Origin of the sequence: Gilliamella sp. WF3-4, assembly GCF_001690275.1 — a bacterium.
GTDB classification, from domain to species: Bacteria; Pseudomonadota; Gammaproteobacteria; order Enterobacterales; family Orbaceae; genus Gilliamella; species Gilliamella apicola_C.
In genome coordinates this window covers 77179-93334 of the sequence record NZ_LZGW01000007.1, presented here as the reverse complement: position 1 = coordinate 93334, position 16156 = coordinate 77179, and the positions used below count along the sequence as shown (strand labels likewise).

At 36.0% G+C, this 16156-nt stretch carries 14 protein-coding genes and 1 pseudogene; 4 read left to right on the top strand and 11 right to left on the bottom strand.

The features are described from left to right. Nucleotides 1-824: 824 nt before the first annotated feature. A pseudogene (locus A9G47_RS02570) lies at nt 825-1983 on the bottom strand (IS256 family transposase). Between the two features lie 704 nt (nt 1984-2687). On the opposite strand from A9G47_RS02570, the gene cysK reads away from it, so the two are divergent. Continuing rightward, a complete protein-coding gene (cysK, locus tag A9G47_RS02565; protein ID WP_065580557.1) occupies nt 2688-3653 on the top strand; it encodes a cysteine synthase A in 966 nt (321 codons plus the stop codon). A gap of 90 nt (nt 3654-3743) precedes the next feature. Here cysK and ruvB read toward each other — a convergent pair whose 3' ends face one another. The 6 genes from ruvB to A9G47_RS02535 form a co-directional block, all read right to left on the bottom strand. After that, nucleotides 3744-4748, bottom strand: coding sequence for a Holliday junction branch migration DNA helicase RuvB (gene ruvB / locus A9G47_RS02560; protein ID WP_065567580.1), 1005 nt, complete (start codon nt 4746-4748; stop codon nt 3744-3746). Between the two features lie 13 nt (nt 4749-4761). Beyond that, nucleotides 4762-5370 carry a Holliday junction branch migration protein RuvA gene (ruvA, locus tag A9G47_RS02555; protein WP_065567581.1) on the bottom strand — a complete coding sequence of 203 codons (609 nt, stop codon included), beginning with the start codon at nt 5368-5370 and terminating at the stop codon, nt 4762-4764. 170 nt (nt 5371-5540) lie between these two features. Further along, nucleotides 5541-5879, bottom strand: a complete 339-nt coding sequence (locus tag A9G47_RS02550; RefSeq protein ID WP_065567582.1) for a YbaB/EbfC family nucleoid-associated protein — start codon at nt 5877-5879, stop codon at nt 5541-5543. 31 nt (nt 5880-5910) lie between these two features. Then, nucleotides 5911-8037 carry a DNA polymerase III subunit gamma/tau gene (dnaX, locus tag A9G47_RS02545; RefSeq protein WP_065580579.1) on the bottom strand — a complete coding sequence of 709 codons (2127 nt, stop codon included), beginning with the start codon at nt 8035-8037 and terminating at the stop codon, nt 5911-5913. Between the two features lie 658 nt (nt 8038-8695). Then, nucleotides 8696-9151, bottom strand: a complete 456-nt coding sequence (locus tag A9G47_RS02540) for a DNA polymerase III subunit chi (RefSeq protein ID WP_065580560.1) — start codon at nt 9149-9151, stop codon at nt 8696-8698. Nucleotides 9152-9167: 16 nt separating this feature from the next. Further along, entirely contained in the window at nt 9168-10649 is a 1482-nt protein-coding gene (locus A9G47_RS02535; protein ID WP_065642087.1) for a leucyl aminopeptidase, read from the bottom strand. 137 nt (nt 10650-10786) lie between these two features. Here A9G47_RS02535 and lptF point away from each other — a divergent pair, with 137 nt between their 5' ends. Together lptF and lptG are read left to right on the top strand one after the other, a co-directional pair. Beyond that, nucleotides 10787-11890, top strand: coding sequence for an LPS export ABC transporter permease LptF (gene lptF / locus A9G47_RS02530; RefSeq protein ID WP_065642086.1), 1104 nt, complete (start codon nt 10787-10789; stop codon nt 11888-11890). Nucleotides 11891-11900: 10 nt separating this feature from the next. Then, complete coding sequence (lptG, locus tag A9G47_RS02525) at nt 11901-12965, top strand: LPS export ABC transporter permease LptG (protein WP_065642085.1); 1065 nt, start codon at nt 11901-11903, stop codon at nt 12963-12965. A gap of 85 nt (nt 12966-13050) precedes the next feature. Here the strand turns inward: lptG and msrB are convergent, their stop codons facing one another. The 3 genes from msrB to msrA are packed head-to-tail and all read right to left on the bottom strand — an operon-like array spanning nt 13051 to nt 14615. Next, nucleotides 13051-13491, bottom strand: coding sequence for a peptide-methionine (R)-S-oxide reductase MsrB (msrB, locus tag A9G47_RS02520; RefSeq protein WP_065642084.1), 441 nt, complete (start codon nt 13489-13491; stop codon nt 13051-13053). A 53-nt stretch (nt 13492-13544) separates the two neighbouring features. Further along, nucleotides 13545-14066: a cytochrome b gene (locus tag A9G47_RS02515; RefSeq protein WP_065642083.1), complete on the bottom strand. Its 522-nt coding sequence runs from the start codon at nt 14064-14066 to the stop codon at nt 13545-13547. Between the two features lie 15 nt (nt 14067-14081). Continuing rightward, nucleotides 14082-14615 (bottom strand): peptide-methionine (S)-S-oxide reductase MsrA, encoded by a 534-nt coding sequence (msrA, locus tag A9G47_RS02510; RefSeq protein WP_065642082.1) that lies wholly within the window; start codon nt 14613-14615, stop codon nt 14082-14084. 155 nt (nt 14616-14770) lie between these two features. On the opposite strand from msrA, the gene A9G47_RS02505 reads away from it, so the two are divergent. Next, entirely contained in the window at nt 14771-15043 is a 273-nt protein-coding gene (locus A9G47_RS02505) for a DksA/TraR family C4-type zinc finger protein (protein WP_065642081.1), read from the top strand. 68 nt (nt 15044-15111) lie between these two features. On the opposite strand, the gene A9G47_RS02500 is transcribed toward A9G47_RS02505, so the two are convergent. Further along, on the bottom strand, nt 15112-15762 hold the full coding sequence (locus A9G47_RS02500) for a DUF421 domain-containing protein (protein ID WP_065642080.1): 651 nt from the start codon (nt 15760-15762) through the stop codon (nt 15112-15114). Nucleotides 15763-16156 lie beyond the last annotated feature (394 nt).

Below are 16156 nucleotides of genomic sequence, written 5' to 3'. Positions count from 1 at the left end.
ATTCGCTCAATAATTGATCGGCACAAATGTTAATACCTCTTTTATTCACTACCATTCGGTTTTAGCTAACTTTGGCTTTGATTAAGTAACATTTTAGTGCAATATTTGAATAACAATAGAACGTACAGTTATATTGGGGAGAAAACAAAAAATTGATTATCTTGTTAGCTTACAAACAACTAAAATTATATATGCTAAATGCTTGCTCATTAACCCCAAAATCAACTAAATTTACAGGCAACTAACTCCTCTTTCAAAATAGTTAATAAAACCTTCTTTCGGCACAGTAAATACACAAAAAAGGGTTGGCACAATGTCCCAAGTAATTTTTATAAGGTATGAGTTGATATATTCCAAACCGTTAACCTTCAAATCGCTAAGTTTCCAACTGTCAGCTTCCAAAATAAACTTTGCATAGGCTACACTAAATCATTCAACTTTTTTAAGGGGATAAAGTAAACTTATCACAATTAAAAAAGGATCTAATATGAATAAGAGTAAACGAAAAAAACGAACATGTAATGATGATTTTAAACACCAAATGGTCAGCGTTAACATATTAACACGGTAAATTACGTAGTGAAATCGTTGCAGAACTTGATTTGCCATCAGCATTGGACCATTAGATAACGCAAGCCAGTCAAAGTGGCTCATTTGAAACAAAAGATAATCGCAGTCTGCAAGAATAAGAGTTGATAGCTTTGCGCAAAGTGCTTAGACAATGCCGTATGGAAAAACGATATTTTAAAGCAAGCAACACTGATAATGGGAGCAAAAATCACTATCCTAAAAACGAAATTGTTCATAATTCTTGTCAGTTTAATCTACAAAGAGAGTACCTTATCAAGACGATTAGGGGGAAACATCATCAATTTTGACAATGATAAATTCCAATTTTGGATTGATGTTGTTCATTTTTCCGCATTTTGCAATCCCAAATACAGCAGATTGAGCAAGTTATTTTCATTAGGAACACCGTTTTTGGTCTTTATTTATTTGCGAAATTGTCAATGAATGGGCTCAGAATATCGGAAATAAGCCGATAAATTATTTCATTTACGGCACCACGATGGGATGACTATTAAATACTTATCGCCCCATATTCGCTCAAGTTCATTTAACGCATCAATTGCCACATCACGAGACATTGTCTTGTAGACAGGTTTCAAATCACTCATAAAGGCTTCATGATGCTTAGAAGCAACATACTTAATTGAATGGCAAATTTGATGAATAACGCAAAGCTGAACTACTGTTTGTGGGTAAATGGTATTCATCGCTTCAGAAAAACCAACCCAGCCATCAACACAAGCGCTTAAGATGTCATTTAACCCTCTGTTTTGCAAATAGACCAAAAAAGATAACCAAAAATGTGCCTCTTCGTTTTCAGATAAATATAAACCTAAATACGTCCTTTTTCCCGCTAAATTAAGGGCGAGTACAGAATAAGCAGTCTTGTTATGATAAATCCCATTTTCTTTTACTTTATAATGGATTACATCCATCAAAATAAACGCATAAATCGACTCTAGTGATCGTTGTTGCCATCATCGCAATTCGAGAATGATTTTATCTGTAATGACGGTTAAGATTGCAGGAGAGGCACGAAAAGCATAAATCTCTTCAATATGTTGGCTAATTCCTTTATAGCTCATCCCCAGCGCATATATACTCAGTTTTTTGCCCAATTTCATCGATTAATGTTTCCTGATTTTTTGATGAGTTGAGGTTCAAATGAACGATACCTATCTCTTGGTGCATCAATCTTGAAGCTGCTCGATGTGGTTTTTTATTGTTTTTTTAACTTTCACCGTTGCGTCGATTAGGGGTAATATCATTGGCAATATGAGAATCTAACTCCGCAGATAATGCTTCTTTGGTGAGCTATTTAATTAATGGCGTTAAAACGCCATCTTTACCCATTAACGATTGACCATCTTGTAATAACTTTAATGCTTTTTTTAAATCAAATTCTTGGGGCAGTTGTCATTTCTTTTTTTATACCTAGTTTACAGAAATGACACAGAATATTGAACAATCTCAATTAAGTCTCTTAAAATTGCTGTTTTTTACGCATTATATTAAACATGCCCCATTAAAACAGCATAATGTATTGTATAAAAACACTTTATCTTGTTTTAATGGTATAAAATAATACTAATAAAAATTCCATCCATATCATCAAATTTAATTAAAAGCTTTCTTCAAAAATACATAGTAACTTTCTACTGACCATTCTAACTTTCTGTATAGATTTTTTAACAAAAAATATTGCTTTTATGGATAAAAAGCAACATAAGGCACGTTAACATATTTATTTAACATTACAATTGTCTTATGTTTTCTAATTTAAATAGAAGATGAATTGGCTGAAAAATAATGTGAGTTAGCTAACAGAAATAAGTATAAAAATCAGTTCATTTTACACATAAAAATCATTCAGAAAAACCATTGATTTTATTTAATTTTTATTTTAGCATCGAATTTTTATTAAACCTTTATTCGCACCAAAATATGCTTTTAGCTTTTTGATAAAAAGCCATTTTCCTGCTTATAGCTTAAATGAATATCATTATACTAATTAATTAGTACCATCTTTTTAAGATAGATTTATAATAGCGAATATGATTAAGTAACCAGATAGATGGCTGTCGCCTATCTAACTGTGACTAAATAAGGAAATGATAATGAGCAAAATATTTGATGATAATTCACAAACTATTGGCCATACCCCACTTGTTCGTTTAAAACACTTTGGTCATGGTAATATTTTAGCTAAAGTCGAATCACGTAATCCAAGTTTTAGCGTGAAGTGTCGTATTGCATCGAATATGATTTGGGATGCGGAAAAGCGTGGTTTATTAACTTCAGATGTTGAATTAATTGAGCCGACCAGCGGTAATACGGGTATTGCACTTGCGGCTGTCGCTGCAGCTCGTGGTTATAAGCTAACATTAACTATGCCTGAAAGCATGAGTATTGAACGCAGAAAGCTGTTAAAAGCTTTAGGTGCCAACTTAGTATTGACTGAAGCATCAAAAGGTATGAAAGGTGCCATTGATAAAGCCGAAGAAATTGTTGCCAGTAATCCACAAAAAAATATCATGCTTCAACAATTTAGTAACCCAGCTAACCCTGAAATTCACGAAAAAACCACTGGTCCTGAAATTTGGAATGATACCGATGGTCAAATCGATGTGTTTGTTGCTGGTATTGGAACTGGTGGTACGTTCACTGGTGTAACACGTTATATCAAAAAAACGCAAGGTAAAAATATTACTGCAGTCGCCGTTGAGCCAACTAATTCACCCGTAATTACTCAGGCGCTAGCAGGTGAATCAATCAAGCCAGGACCGCATAAAATTCAGGGTATTGGGGCTGGTTTTATTCCTGAAAATCTAGATTTAAGTTTAATCGATTTGGTCGAAAAAGTTTCTAACGAAGATGCTATTGATACCGCTCGTATATTAATGGAAAAAGAAGGCATTTTAGCAGGCATATCGTCTGGTGCTGCGGTTTTTGCAGCCGATCGTTTAGCTAAATTACCTGAAAATGCAAATAAAACCATTGTTGTCATTTTGCCTTCTTCTGGCGAACGCTATTTAAGTACTGACTTATTTAGTGGTATTTTTACCGAAAAAGAACTTGGTTAAGCTGAAATCGCAATAAAATATCCGTAATAAAAAGCGCAAATCATCAAATCATTGCGCTTTTTGCTAATATACATTTATTGACACACTGGGCTAATTATCCTGAATAATGCCAAAATGGCGGTACGCATGTGGCGTTGCAATTCTGCCACGAGGGGTTCTTTGGATATAACCTTGTTGGATTAAAAACGGTTCAAGCACGTCTTCGATCGTTTCGCGCTCTTCGCCAATTGCCGCCGCAATATTATCTAAGCCAACAGGCCCACCCATAAATTTTTCGATAATAGTAAGCAATAATTTGCGATCCATATAATCAAAACCTTCGTTATCAACATCAAGCATATCCAGTGCTTGGGTAGCGATTTTTTTATCGATAACACCTTTGGACTTTACATCAGCATAATCGCGCACACGACGCAAAAGGCGATTAGCAATTCGAGGAGTACCACGTGAACGTTTGGCAATCAAATAAGCCCCTTCATCTGACAGATCCATGCCTAAAAATTTGGCACTGCGACTAACAATATATTCCAAATCCTCAACACGATAAAATTCAAGACGTTGTACAATACCAAAGCGATCTCTCAGTGGCGAAGTCAACGAACCAGCTCGCGTTGTTGCACCAATTAATGTAAAGGGAGGAAGATCAATTTTGATCGAACGTGCCGCAGGCCCTTCGCCAATCATAATATCTAGTTGGTAATCTTCCATCGCTGGATATAAAATTTCTTCAACTACAGGTGATAGGCGATGAATTTCATCAATAAACAATACATCGTTAGGCTCTAAATTGGTTAGCATAGCGGCTAAATCGCCCGCTTTTTCTAAAACAGGGCCAGATGTAGTACGTAAATTAACATTCATTTCGTTGGCTACAATATTAGCTAACGTGGTTTTACCAAGCCCAGGCGGACCAAATATAAGCACATGATCGAGCGCATCACTACGTTGTTTAGCTGCTTGAATAAAAATCTTCATTTGTTCGCGCACTTGTGGTTGGCCGATGTATTCGTCCAAATATTTGGGACGAATAGCACGATCTAACGATTCTTCTTCTTTTTGTACTTGTGGGGCAATCAAACGATCCGCTTCAATCATAATAAATCCCTATTTACAATGCCGATTTTAAGGCTTCACGAATCAGTGTTTCACAATCCATATCTGGGTTAATGACTTTATTAATGATACGACTGGCTTCTTGCGGTTTATAACCAAGTGCAATTAGAGCTGAAACCGCCTCGCTTTCAATTTGATTAGCCGATTTTTGAACACTATTTGTTTCAATAGCGGTGTTAGCGCTTGATGATTGTTCTCCAAACCGTTTAATGCGATCTTTCATTTCCACAATTAACCGTTCAGCTGTTTTGTTACCTACACCGGGTAGTTTTACTAAGGTTTTAATTTCACCTTGCTCAACAGCGCTAATAAATTGCCCTGCGGACATACCTGATAAAATGGCTAACGCTAATTTAGGTCCTACTCCATTGACTTTTATTAGCTCACGAAATAGCTCACGCTCTTGATCTTGATTAAAGCCATACAATACTTGAGCATCTTCACGAACTGCAAAATGGGTTAACACAATAACTTCTTGCCCATTTTCGGGTAATTCATAAAAACAGGTCATCGGCATAAATACATCATAACCGACACCGCCAACTTCAATCAGTACTTTTGGGGGTTGTTTTTCAATAATAGTGCCTCGTAAACGACCAATCACAATATATCCTTAATAATAAAGCGTAATAAATCAGCAAATAATTAAGCGTAGTTTACCCGATAGCAAAAAAATAATAAAGAAAAACTGTATAAATAGACAGGCAATAAAATAATATTGCCGACATTTGTTGACTATGTCGGCAACATAAATCGCAAAATTAATGCGTTATCTTAGAATGGCATTTTAAAACCTGGCGGTAATTGCATGCCGCCAGTAACTTGCGCCATACGTTCTTTCTGTGCTGTATCTAAACGACGCGCTGCATCATTATAAGCAGCAGCAATAAGATCTTCTAACATTTCTTTATCATCATCAGCCATAAGTGATGGATCAATTTCAACACGCTTACAACTGTGTGCACCATTAATCGTAACTTTGACTAAGCCGGCACCAGACTCGCCAGTAACTTCCAATTTGGCGATCTCTTCTTGCGCTTGTTGCATTTTTGCTTGCATTTGTTGGGCTTGTTTCATTAAATTGCCCAAGCCACCTTTTCCACCTGAAAACATAATTATTCCTCGTTAAAAAAATATCGCTGTATTATACAGGACGAACACTTGTCTCATCAATCTTAGCGTCAAAATATCGGCAAATTGTTGCCACTTTGGGATCTTCAGCAATGATTATTTTAGCTTGTGCTAATTTTTGTTGATACAATGCTTCGCGCATTTCCAATGGTGTTTTATCATCTTGATTGTCATCAATAATGATTTTTACATCAAGTTCTTGCTTACGTTGTTCACAAAGCGCCTTTTGCACTTTAGCTACGTTATTTGCCGAATTAATTAAATGCTTAACTGCCGAGCGCACACGTAACACAATAGTATTATCATCCACTTGTTGAAAAACGGCATTAACCACAATTTGTTTAAGCAACGGTGGCAAATTCAATTGCTCAATTTCGGCACACCAAGCATTTTTTTGCGCCATTTCTGTAATCAGTTTTTGGGTCATTTCGGGGGTTTTGTCGCCGTTAAGCGATTCACGAAAGGCCTTAGTATCAATAACCAATTCTTCCTTCATAGCAATTAAACCACTAGCTTGCCATTGATAATTTTCAGCAGTGATTTCTTCTTTACTATCATCATGATCCGTATTATGGGGATCTGCGCTAACCTCATTTACTGGTTGCTGAATATTCTGTTTAATTCGCGTCAGTGACTCATTAACGACTCGTTTTTTAGGTTGATTTACATCAACCAATTCAGACTTTTTTGAACTTTGTTCCTCTTTGATTAGCTGCATACGCATTTCTAAAATGCTTTTAGTCACCGACGGAGCATCATCAGGAATCGCTAAATCAACCGTTTTCGGTTTTGCATCAGCAGTTGGTTCCGCTTTTAAAGGAACTACATCTGCCATTAAATCGTTCTTTTTTTGTTCTTCGGTTTGTAACTTTGGTGGTAAACTCGAACTTGTTACTGCGTGTAACGAACGTTGTTGAGATGTAACCTGCTCAACATTATTTTTAGGTTGTTGTGTTTGCGATTGTTGATTAGTCTTAGGTTGTGCTTGGATTGACTCTGGTTGCTGCGTATTGCTTGCAGTCCGTAGCATTACTGATGATGTAACAGCATCAACCGACTTTGGTATAAAAGCTAAAGCACGTAAAAAGCTCATTTCCACGCCAATTTTTTTATCAGGTGCAAAACTTAGTTCTTTACGCCCCATCAATAGAATTTGATAAAAAAGTTGTACATCATTTGGCGCCATAGATTGTGCTAAAAAACGGATGCGCTCTTCATTATCAGTATAATCACCAAGTGCCGTTGGTACTACTTGCAATAAAGCAATTTGGTGCAACAGTGTAATTGTTTCAGCTAATAAATGATCCCAATTTGCACCTTGCATAGCTGCCGCTTCAATCTGTTGCATTAAGGCATTGCCATTACCATTATGCATTGCCTCAACAAGAGCAAATGGAATCGATTTATCAAGTGTGCCAAGCATTATTGCCACTGATTTTGCATCAATGATACCATTGCCAAGAGCAATCGCTTGATCAGTCAAACTCAAAGCATCACGCATACTGCCGTTAGCTGCTTTTGCTAATAAGCTAATTGCTTTGGGATCACTACTGATTTGTTCTAATTGTAAAATACGCTCAAGTTGCTGGCTAATTAAAGCCGTATCAAGCACATTTAAATGTAAATGCAAACAACGTGATAATATCGTAATGGGTAATTTTTGCGGATCGGTGGTCGCTAATAAAAACTTAACATGCTCAGGAGGCTCTTCTAAAGTTTTTAGTAGCGCATTAAAACTACTGCGAGACAACATATGCACTTCGTCAATCAAATAAACTTTAAATCGACCTTTTGTTGGCAAATATTGAATATTATCAAGTATTTCACGTGTATCTTCAACTTTAGTACGTGATGCGGCATCAATTTCTAAAAGGTCAACAAATCGACCTAGCTCAATATCACGACAATTATCACATACACCACAAGGAGTGGCTGTTATACCCGTTTCGCAGTTCAAACCCTTAGCCAATAAACGGGCAATCGACGTTTTACCTACACCACGAGTACCAGAAAACAAATAAGCGTGATGGACGCGTCCAAGTGAAAGCGCATTAGACAGAATTTTAAGGACATGTTGCTGCCCAACAACTTCGGAAAATGATTTTGGTCGCCATTTGCGTGCCAGAACTTGATAACTCATAATCACCATAACGCATTATTGCCATTGAATTTGGCGCTAATCATACCATAAACTGGCAAAATAGTCTTTAAACAGACAATAATAAAAATGGTTACACAAGGTGCTCTTTTTCATTTTCAAGCACTATTTACTTCGGTGGTCATTATTTTCGGTAAAAATCATTTCGCCTAATATTTTTATTCAATTTGCGAATTTTTCTCAATTGCTAGTATATTTTCGGCCTTAAACAAATAGCATCAATAATAGTTAACGCTGTTAACTTTGACTAATACCCGCTTTTATGACATAAAAGTATGACATAAAAGGCGTTTAGATTAATGATGGGTTTTATCTATTTTTAGGTTAACTAGCGATATAACATTGCACTAGTTGCCGGTAGTTATTATTAAGTATTGAAATGAGCGTGACACTAAAAAAATAGAACATACCGCCTTGCTTAACAAAAGAAAAACCAGATGAGATTTGCAAAAAACTTTTTATAAACGATTTAAATTCGTTATGGTAATTAATTTTAATGAATTGATAAAACAAGTTTAAAACGATTGTCGATTGTTCGGTATCTTGTTAATCGCCATCAAAAAACCGTCAGAAAAGACATTGATTTTATTGAAGTTTTTATTGATAACAAAAAACAAAAATAAATTAATAAGATACTTTTTTAGTCACAAATTATCGGAATCGTTTTAAGATTAAAACCAGCCTCTTTATATAACTTATACCTAACCCTTGCGAGCGACTTTAGTCGCTCATCGGTTGGCACAAAATCGATAATATCACGATAGACACCAGCAAATTCGGGAAACTGCTCTTGTAAATTAATCAGCAACTGACGGCTTGCGCTACTCCGTTTTTGTGGCCAACTAATTTCAACCGGCGATCCGCCTTTCATCCCTTCGCCAGCCAAATTATGAGGAACAAAATTATCCGTTTCGAGTTGCCAAAGGTATTCATCGATTCGTTCGGCCTGAGCCTGATCTTGACAAGCAACTTGCACGCGCTGATTCGCGTGCCATGCTTCAACAATTTTTTGACATGCTAACTTCTCAAAAAACAAAATGCCCGATTCGTCGGCTTGTGTTTGGTTTTCAAGTAAGTAGAAGATGACTTTTTTCATTAGATCAACGCTCAATTTATTGGTCTAGTAAGTATTGAATCAACATCGCCACAGGGCGTCCTGTTGCACCTTTTTTTGCACCTGAGCTCCATGCTGTGCCGGCAATATCTAAATGCGCCCATTGATATTTTTCGGTAAAGCGTGATAAAAAGCATGCAGCAGTAATGGTGCCCCCATCTCGACCACCTGCATTCACAATATCGGCACATATAGATTTAATTTGTTCTTGGAAGTCATTATCAATCGGTAGTGCCCATGCTTTGTCACCTGCTTTTTGAGAGGCGGAAACAAGTTGTGCTATCAATTGATCATTATTGCCCATTACGCCTGTATAGTGATGCCCCAATGCAACAATACAAGCTCCCGTTAAGGTAGCAATATCAATAACCGCTTTTGGATTATAACGTTCAACATAAGTTAAAGCATCACATAACACTAAACGACCTTCAGCATCGGTGTTAATTACTTCAACAGTGGTACCAGACATTGTCGTTAATATATCACCAGGCCGATAACTGTTGCCATCTGGCATATTTTCGCAACCTGCCATAATACCTACGACATTAATTGGTAATTTTAATTCGGCTACAGCTTGCATAACGCCATATACCGTCGCTGCACCACACATATCATATTTCATTTCATCCATACCTGCCGATGGTTTGATAGATATGCCACCAGAATCAAAAGTAAGCCCTTTGCCGACTAATACATACGGTTTGGCTTGTTTGTCTTTTGCTCCTGCATATTCAATAATGGTCATAATTGATTCATTTTCTGAACCACGCCCGACGGCTAAATAAGCATTCATGCTTAATTTTGCCAACTCATCTTCGCCAAGGCAAGTGACCTTTAATGACGAGTGTAATTTGCCTAGTTGTTTACCTTGATCGGCTAAGTATTTTGCGTTACAAACGTTTGATGGCATATTGGCAATGGTTTTTGTTGTGGCAATCGCATCAGCAATAATTTGACCTTGTAACAAATTACTAGCTAACTGTGGTAACTCATTTTCGTTGTGAGTGAATAATGTCACATTAGTTAAACTTGGTACAGGCGCTTTAGTCGTTTTAAATTCATCAAATTGATAAGTAATATCGCTAACAATTTGCGGTAATTGTTTAGCGATTTGAGCACTATTGGCTTGATTAATTGTTAACAAATCCCATGCAATATTTTTGATTTTTTTGGCAAGAACTTCTTTTATGACTGCTTGAATCACCTTTTTGGCTTGTGACAAATCAAAATTTTTGGCTTTATCACAACCGACAAATAACAGTTTTTGTTTTAAATTGTTGCTGTTGGCATAGAGTAACGTAGTTCTACCCAACTCACTGCTTATGTCACCCGATTTAATGAGTTGGCTAACTAAACCATGGGTTGAGTTGTCAATATCTTTAACAAAATCGGACTGATTTTTTCCTGAAGCAATTGAAATAACTAAACACTCTGCTTTTTGCTTGGTGATAATAGCACTATTTTTTATTTGAAATTCCATGGTGTTTCTCGTTTATGAATTGATAAAGATAATGAATATTCTATCGCTTCGTTATTGGATAGCAACAAAAAGATAACTAAAAGCGCTCAAATCAGATTATAATAGTCAGATTTTATGCCAACATATATAGGTAAGTTGTGATAATTCGTCGATATTTAGTTAAAGAGACATTGAAAACCCAAGGAGCAATTCTATTTATTTTATTGCTGATTTTCTTTTCTCAAAAATTAATCAGAATTCTGTCAAGCGCTATTGATGGTTCGATCCCCCGAGAATTAATTATGCCATTATTAGTTTTGGGCGTGTCAAATATGGCTGATCTTATTTTACCGCTAAGTCTTTTTTTAGGCGTACTTGTTGTCTTTGGACGACTTTATTCTGACAGTGAAATGGTCGCTATGTATGCTTGTGGCATTAAAAAGAATTTAACTTATCAAGTGGTGCTTTTTCTCTGCATTCTAACCTGCATATTGACAGCGCTGAATGCACTTTGGTTTGGTCCTTGGTCTAACGTTAAGCAAGATCAGCTACTTGCAAATGCGAAAATAAACCCGAGTTTAGCGGGGTTATTAGCGGGGCAATTTCAACAAACGCCAGATGGTAATTCAGTGATTTATATTGGTAATGTTGATAATAATAACCTAGAAAACGTATTTATTGCGCAAATCAATCCCAAAGCCAATCAACGACCATCGATCATTCTTGCCAATAAGGGTAAAACAGGCCATGATGATGAAGGCAATCAAATCATTAAGCTTGAAAATGCCAACCGTTATGAAGGTACAGCGCAATTAAAAGATTTTCGGATCTCAAACTTTCATAATTATTTAGGTATCATTAAACCCAAAGAACTCAATATTACTGAAGAGGTCGATAAAACCAATGTTCAACAGTTGGGATTGTCTGAACTTACAAATCTTAATACCCCTAAAGCCAATGCAGAATTTTATTGGCGAATAACATTGATTATTTCGGTGCCTTTGATGGCATTTTTGGTTATTCCTCTGAGCGTATCTAACCCACGCCAAGGGCGCCTAGCTCAAGTTTTTCCAGCGTTACTGCTTTATTTGGTTTACTTTTTGTCAGCTAGTTCAATTAAGGCTAATGCAGGGAAAGGTCGATTAGATCCTGAATTGTGGTTTTATATGTTGAACTTAGGATATTTTGTATTGGCACTCATTTTAAATTGTTGGGATAATCTATTTATGCGTAAACTTCGCTTGAAATATTCGGCATCTTAAGGAGAAAAGTGTGTTTTCGATTTTAGATCGTTATATTGGTAAAACTATTTTAAGTACCATTGGTGTTAGCCTTTTTCTGCTGATTAGTCTGTCGGGTATTATCCGTTTTATAGATCAACTTCGAAAAATAAAAGTTGATTATGATGCGTTTTCTGTTGGTGTTTATACCTTTTTAATGGCGCCAAAAGACTTAGAAGTTTTCTTTCCTATGGCTGCATTATTGGGGGCTTTAATTGGTTTAGGCTTATTGGCATCACGCAGTGAACTAATTGTGATGGAAACGTCAGGCTTTAGTCGTTTCAAAATTGCCCTTGCGGTTATGAAAACAGCATTACCACTCGTATTAATTACAATGGCAGTTGGTGAATGGATTGCCCCTATTAGTGAACAAACTGCACGCAATATGCGTTCTGAAAAGCTTTATGGTAATACCTTAATGGCACAGCAAGGCAGCCTTTGGGCTAAAGATGGTAATGATTATGTATTTATTGGACAGGTAAATAACGATAATTCAATATCTAATGTTTATATTTATTCGGTTGATCAAAATAAATTGCTATCCATCACCCATGCTGCTTATGGCGTATATGAAAATGACAGTTGGACTTTATCGCAAGTGGAAAAAAATGATCTAACAGAGCTCAATAAAGTGGTAGGAGTCAATATGGTATCCATCCCTTGGAAAACAAACATTACCCCAGATAAATTAAGTATTGTCGCATTTGATCCTGACTCATTGTCAGCTTCTGGACTTTATCAATATTCGCAATTTCTTAAAAGCTCAGGGCAAGATACCAAGTATTATGATTTGCTATTTTGGAAAAAGATTATCAAACCCGTTTCTGTTGCTGTGATGATGTTGCTCGCATTGTCATTTATTTTTGGTCCATTACGTAGCGTATCGATGGGCATTCGTATAGTAATTGGTATTAGCTTCGGTTTCTTATTTTATATTGCTGATAATTTATTTGCACAAGTGAGTATTGTTATTGGAATTTATCCCATCGTTGGATCGTTGATAACCAGTGTTGTATTTTTGTTAATTAGTTATATTTTATTTAAACGAAACAACTAAGCTTGCAAAGATTTTATCAACCCTATCATCTTGTTAGATGATAGGGTTGTTATTTTATAAGTTCTATTTTATCGACTGTTATTTATTATTTATCAAATAGCTTTATGTACTGCCCATAACCAGCATATTCTAATTCATCTTTAGGTATAAATCGTAAAGCAGCCGAATTAATACAGTAGCGTAACCCACCTAGTTCTTTTGGACCATCAGTAAAAACATGTCCAAGATGAGAGTCGGCATTCGCTGATCGCACTTCGGTGCGACGCATAGCAAAACTGGTATCTTTTTTTTCAATAATACGACTCTTATCTATTGGCTTAGCAAAGCTAGGCCAACCGCAGCCTGAATCAAATTTATCTAACGAGGTAAATAGTGGTTCACCAGATACTATATCGACATATAATCCTTCACGATGATTGGCATTAAATTCATTATCAAACGGCGGCTCTGTACCATTTTGTTGGGTAACATAATATTGCATAGGTGTTAATATGGATAGCGCTTTTTCTTTCATGGTTTTATTCATAAATCACCTTCTCGTAGTTTAAAGTTACTTGTTTTAATTAATGTCGGTTAACATCAGTTTAACATTGATTGCAATACTTTATCTTTAATTACAAAATAATGATATAAAGCACCAGCTATATGTATGATAAGTAAAATACCAAGTAAATATGAACTGGCTTGATGAACGCTATGAAATATTTGATAAGCCTGATTTGGCAAATCAACAGCAGGTATAGAGATGATACCCCAAAAATTCAGTGGGTGACGACTCATCAAGTAACCAGAGAGCGGCACAATAATCAATAAAATGTAAATAAACCCTTGCGTTGATTTTGACAAGACCCGCTGTAATTTATGATCTTTGGATAAAACATCTGGTACACCTTCGCGCTTTATTAACACAAAGCGCCACAATGTTAAGATAAAAATCAATGCACCCAAAGATTTATGCAATAAGTAAATAACCGGCATACCCCCCAAATAGTTTGACAATCCCCCCTTAAATATAACCACTAAAAACGTGAACAAAACCAAGGTAAAAGTTAGCCAATGAACCCATTTTTGTTTACTGCCATAGTGCGGATAATTTTGCATGATTAACTCATCCTTTTATTTGTGTTTTTGCCAATGTTGAGCCAAAAAATGAGAGCGCCCTGATAGTTGATAGTATTGGTTATAGCGTTGCGGTTGTTTAGTGTAATAATTTTGGTGGTAGTCTTCAGCTACATAAAAACTCACAGCAGGCTCAATGGCAACACCAATTGGTTTATCAAACTTCCCGCTGGCTTGTAATGCTTGTTTAGAGTCCAGCGCTTGTTTATGTTGATATTCATTATGATAAAAAATTACAGGACGATAAGAATCGCCCCGATCGGCAAATTGTCCCTGAGAATCAGTGGGATCAATTTGTTGCCAAAAAATTTCTAGCAATTTTTTATAGCTGATAACTTTCGGATCAAACGTAATTTGCACGGCTTCAGTATGCCCTGTTGTGCCTGAACAGACTTGTTGATAGGTTGGATTAATTACATGCCCACCTGTATAACCCGATACAACATTGATCACGCCCTCATACTTATCAAAGGGTTTTACCATACACCAAAAACAACCACCAGCAAATGTTGCTTGTTCATATTGTTGCATAAAAACCTCCACATTTTGATAATGTTAAATTAAATACGCGCACCGCTGTAGTCAATAACATAATTTTTGGGTAATTAACGCCCTAAATTACTTGAAACAGCCCAAAAAAACACCATATCATTACCCTACTATTTCAGTTATAGGAGGCTACTTTTATGGCAAGTGGATGGGCATCTGACGATGCTGTTAACCAACAAATCGAAGGTACTATTGCCGATGCTATAGAAAACGCAAGGCGACAACTCAATTACGGTACAATTAGCGCTCACTTTTGCATTGAGTGTGGCGACCCTATCGCTGAAGCCAGAAAAATAGCATTACCCGGCGTACAATATTGTTTGTCTTGCCAACAAAAAATCGACAAGCGGATTGCTAAAGCATCAAGTTTATATAATCGCCGAGGCAGTAAAGATAGTCAACTGCGCTAATCACAACAAAAGCCAAAATAAATCAGCAAAAAAGGGTGGATTGCGCCACCCTAAAATACAAGTAATGTTTATTTTTTACCTTCACGAACCGCATCATAAGGATAAATAATTAACTTATTATCAAACCACTCAGCACAAAAAATATCTTCTATTTTTTCATAGCCTTGCCTAGAAATTTCACGTTTAACCCAATCTTCATCTTTTTTGAGTTGCTCAAGATTATCATGACTAATACTGCCGTTTTCAATAATAAGCAGGGCAATATCTTTATCACCTTGTTTGATAATGGTTAAAGAACCGTTTAACTCGTACCAAACTTCTTTTAACTCATCAAACGAAGCTATGCCTTGTATATTAACTAAGGTTTCAAAATCTCTTACTGGTAAATTAGCTTTAACAAAATTATCTGTGATTAAATGACCATTTTTAACTAATTGAATAGGCTCACCATCTATAGCATCTCGTAGACGTGAATTTTTAGATTTGATAAATCGGATCAAAACAAGCAAGCCAGCCCAAATAGCAACTAACCCCGCTGCCTCCCATGGTGATACCGTTGGGCTCAGCAACGCTCCCCCAACGAGCGCACCAATAACCATACTACCGACCTGATCAAGCTGTGACATTGGTGCAATTTGACTTTTACCTGATAACTTGACGTAAATAAGTAAAATAACTAGTGCTAACAAAAATTTTGGTGCCATTTCTAATAAATACATTTCCTTTCTCCCAGCTAACATAATATGTTGAACTACAATTCCAAATACAGAATTGAACAAAACTTCCAAATTGGAACAGGTAACAATTTATATAAAAATCGGTGTAACTTTTGTGTAATTGACAATCAACTCACATTTATTTTATGAGCAAAAACCAAAATAAGACATGATCATTAAGATAAGTAACTATTATTGTACTCTAAAATTTAAATAATTTATAAGATTATTGCTTTGATTGTGATAACTTATTTCTATTATGCAATATTAGTTAAAAATTACAACAATGAAAAACAATAATGATTGTGGTGATAAAATACCATTAATGATGACATAAAACCAACTCGAAATTGCTTTAGATTATTACTCAATACACTAAAGCAACAACGACTATCGT

What these genes read in the sequence shown, in the direction of transcription:
- A9G47_RS02515 (WP_065642083.1), bottom strand. Translation starts at nt 14,066, where the DNA reads ATGCAAAATTATCCGCACTATGGCAGTAAACAAAAATGGGTTCATTGG.
- A9G47_RS02550 (WP_065567582.1), bottom strand. Translation starts at nt 5,879, where the DNA reads ATGTTTTCAGGTGGAAAAGGTGGCTTGGGCAATTTAATGAAACAAGCC.
- A9G47_RS02500 (WP_065642080.1), bottom strand. Translation starts at nt 15,762, where the DNA reads ATGTATTTATTAGAAATGGCACCAAAATTTTTGTTAGCACTAGTTATT.
- dnaX (WP_065580579.1), bottom strand. Translation starts at nt 8,037, where the DNA reads ATGAGTTATCAAGTTCTGGCACGCAAATGGCGACCAAAATCATTTTCC.
- cysK (WP_065580557.1), top strand. Translation starts at nt 2,688, where the DNA reads ATGAGCAAAATATTTGATGATAATTCACAAACTATTGGCCATACCCCA.
- A9G47_RS02535 (WP_065642087.1), bottom strand. Translation starts at nt 10,649, where the DNA reads ATGGAATTTCAAATAAAAAATAGTGCTATTATCACCAAGCAAAAAGCA.
- msrB (WP_065642084.1), bottom strand. Translation starts at nt 13,491, where the DNA reads ATGAATAAAACCATGAAAGAAAAAGCGCTATCCATATTAACACCTATG.
- msrA (WP_065642082.1), bottom strand. Translation starts at nt 14,615, where the DNA reads ATGCAACAATATGAACAAGCAACATTTGCTGGTGGTTGTTTTTGGTGT.
- A9G47_RS02540 (WP_065580560.1), bottom strand. Translation starts at nt 9,151, where the DNA reads ATGAAAAAAGTCATCTTCTACTTACTTGAAAACCAAACACAAGCCGAC.
- ruvB (WP_065567580.1), bottom strand. Translation starts at nt 4,748, where the DNA reads ATGATTGAAGCGGATCGTTTGATTGCCCCACAAGTACAAAAAGAAGAA.
- A9G47_RS02505 (WP_065642081.1), top strand. Translation starts at nt 14,771, where the DNA reads ATGGCAAGTGGATGGGCATCTGACGATGCTGTTAACCAACAAATCGAA.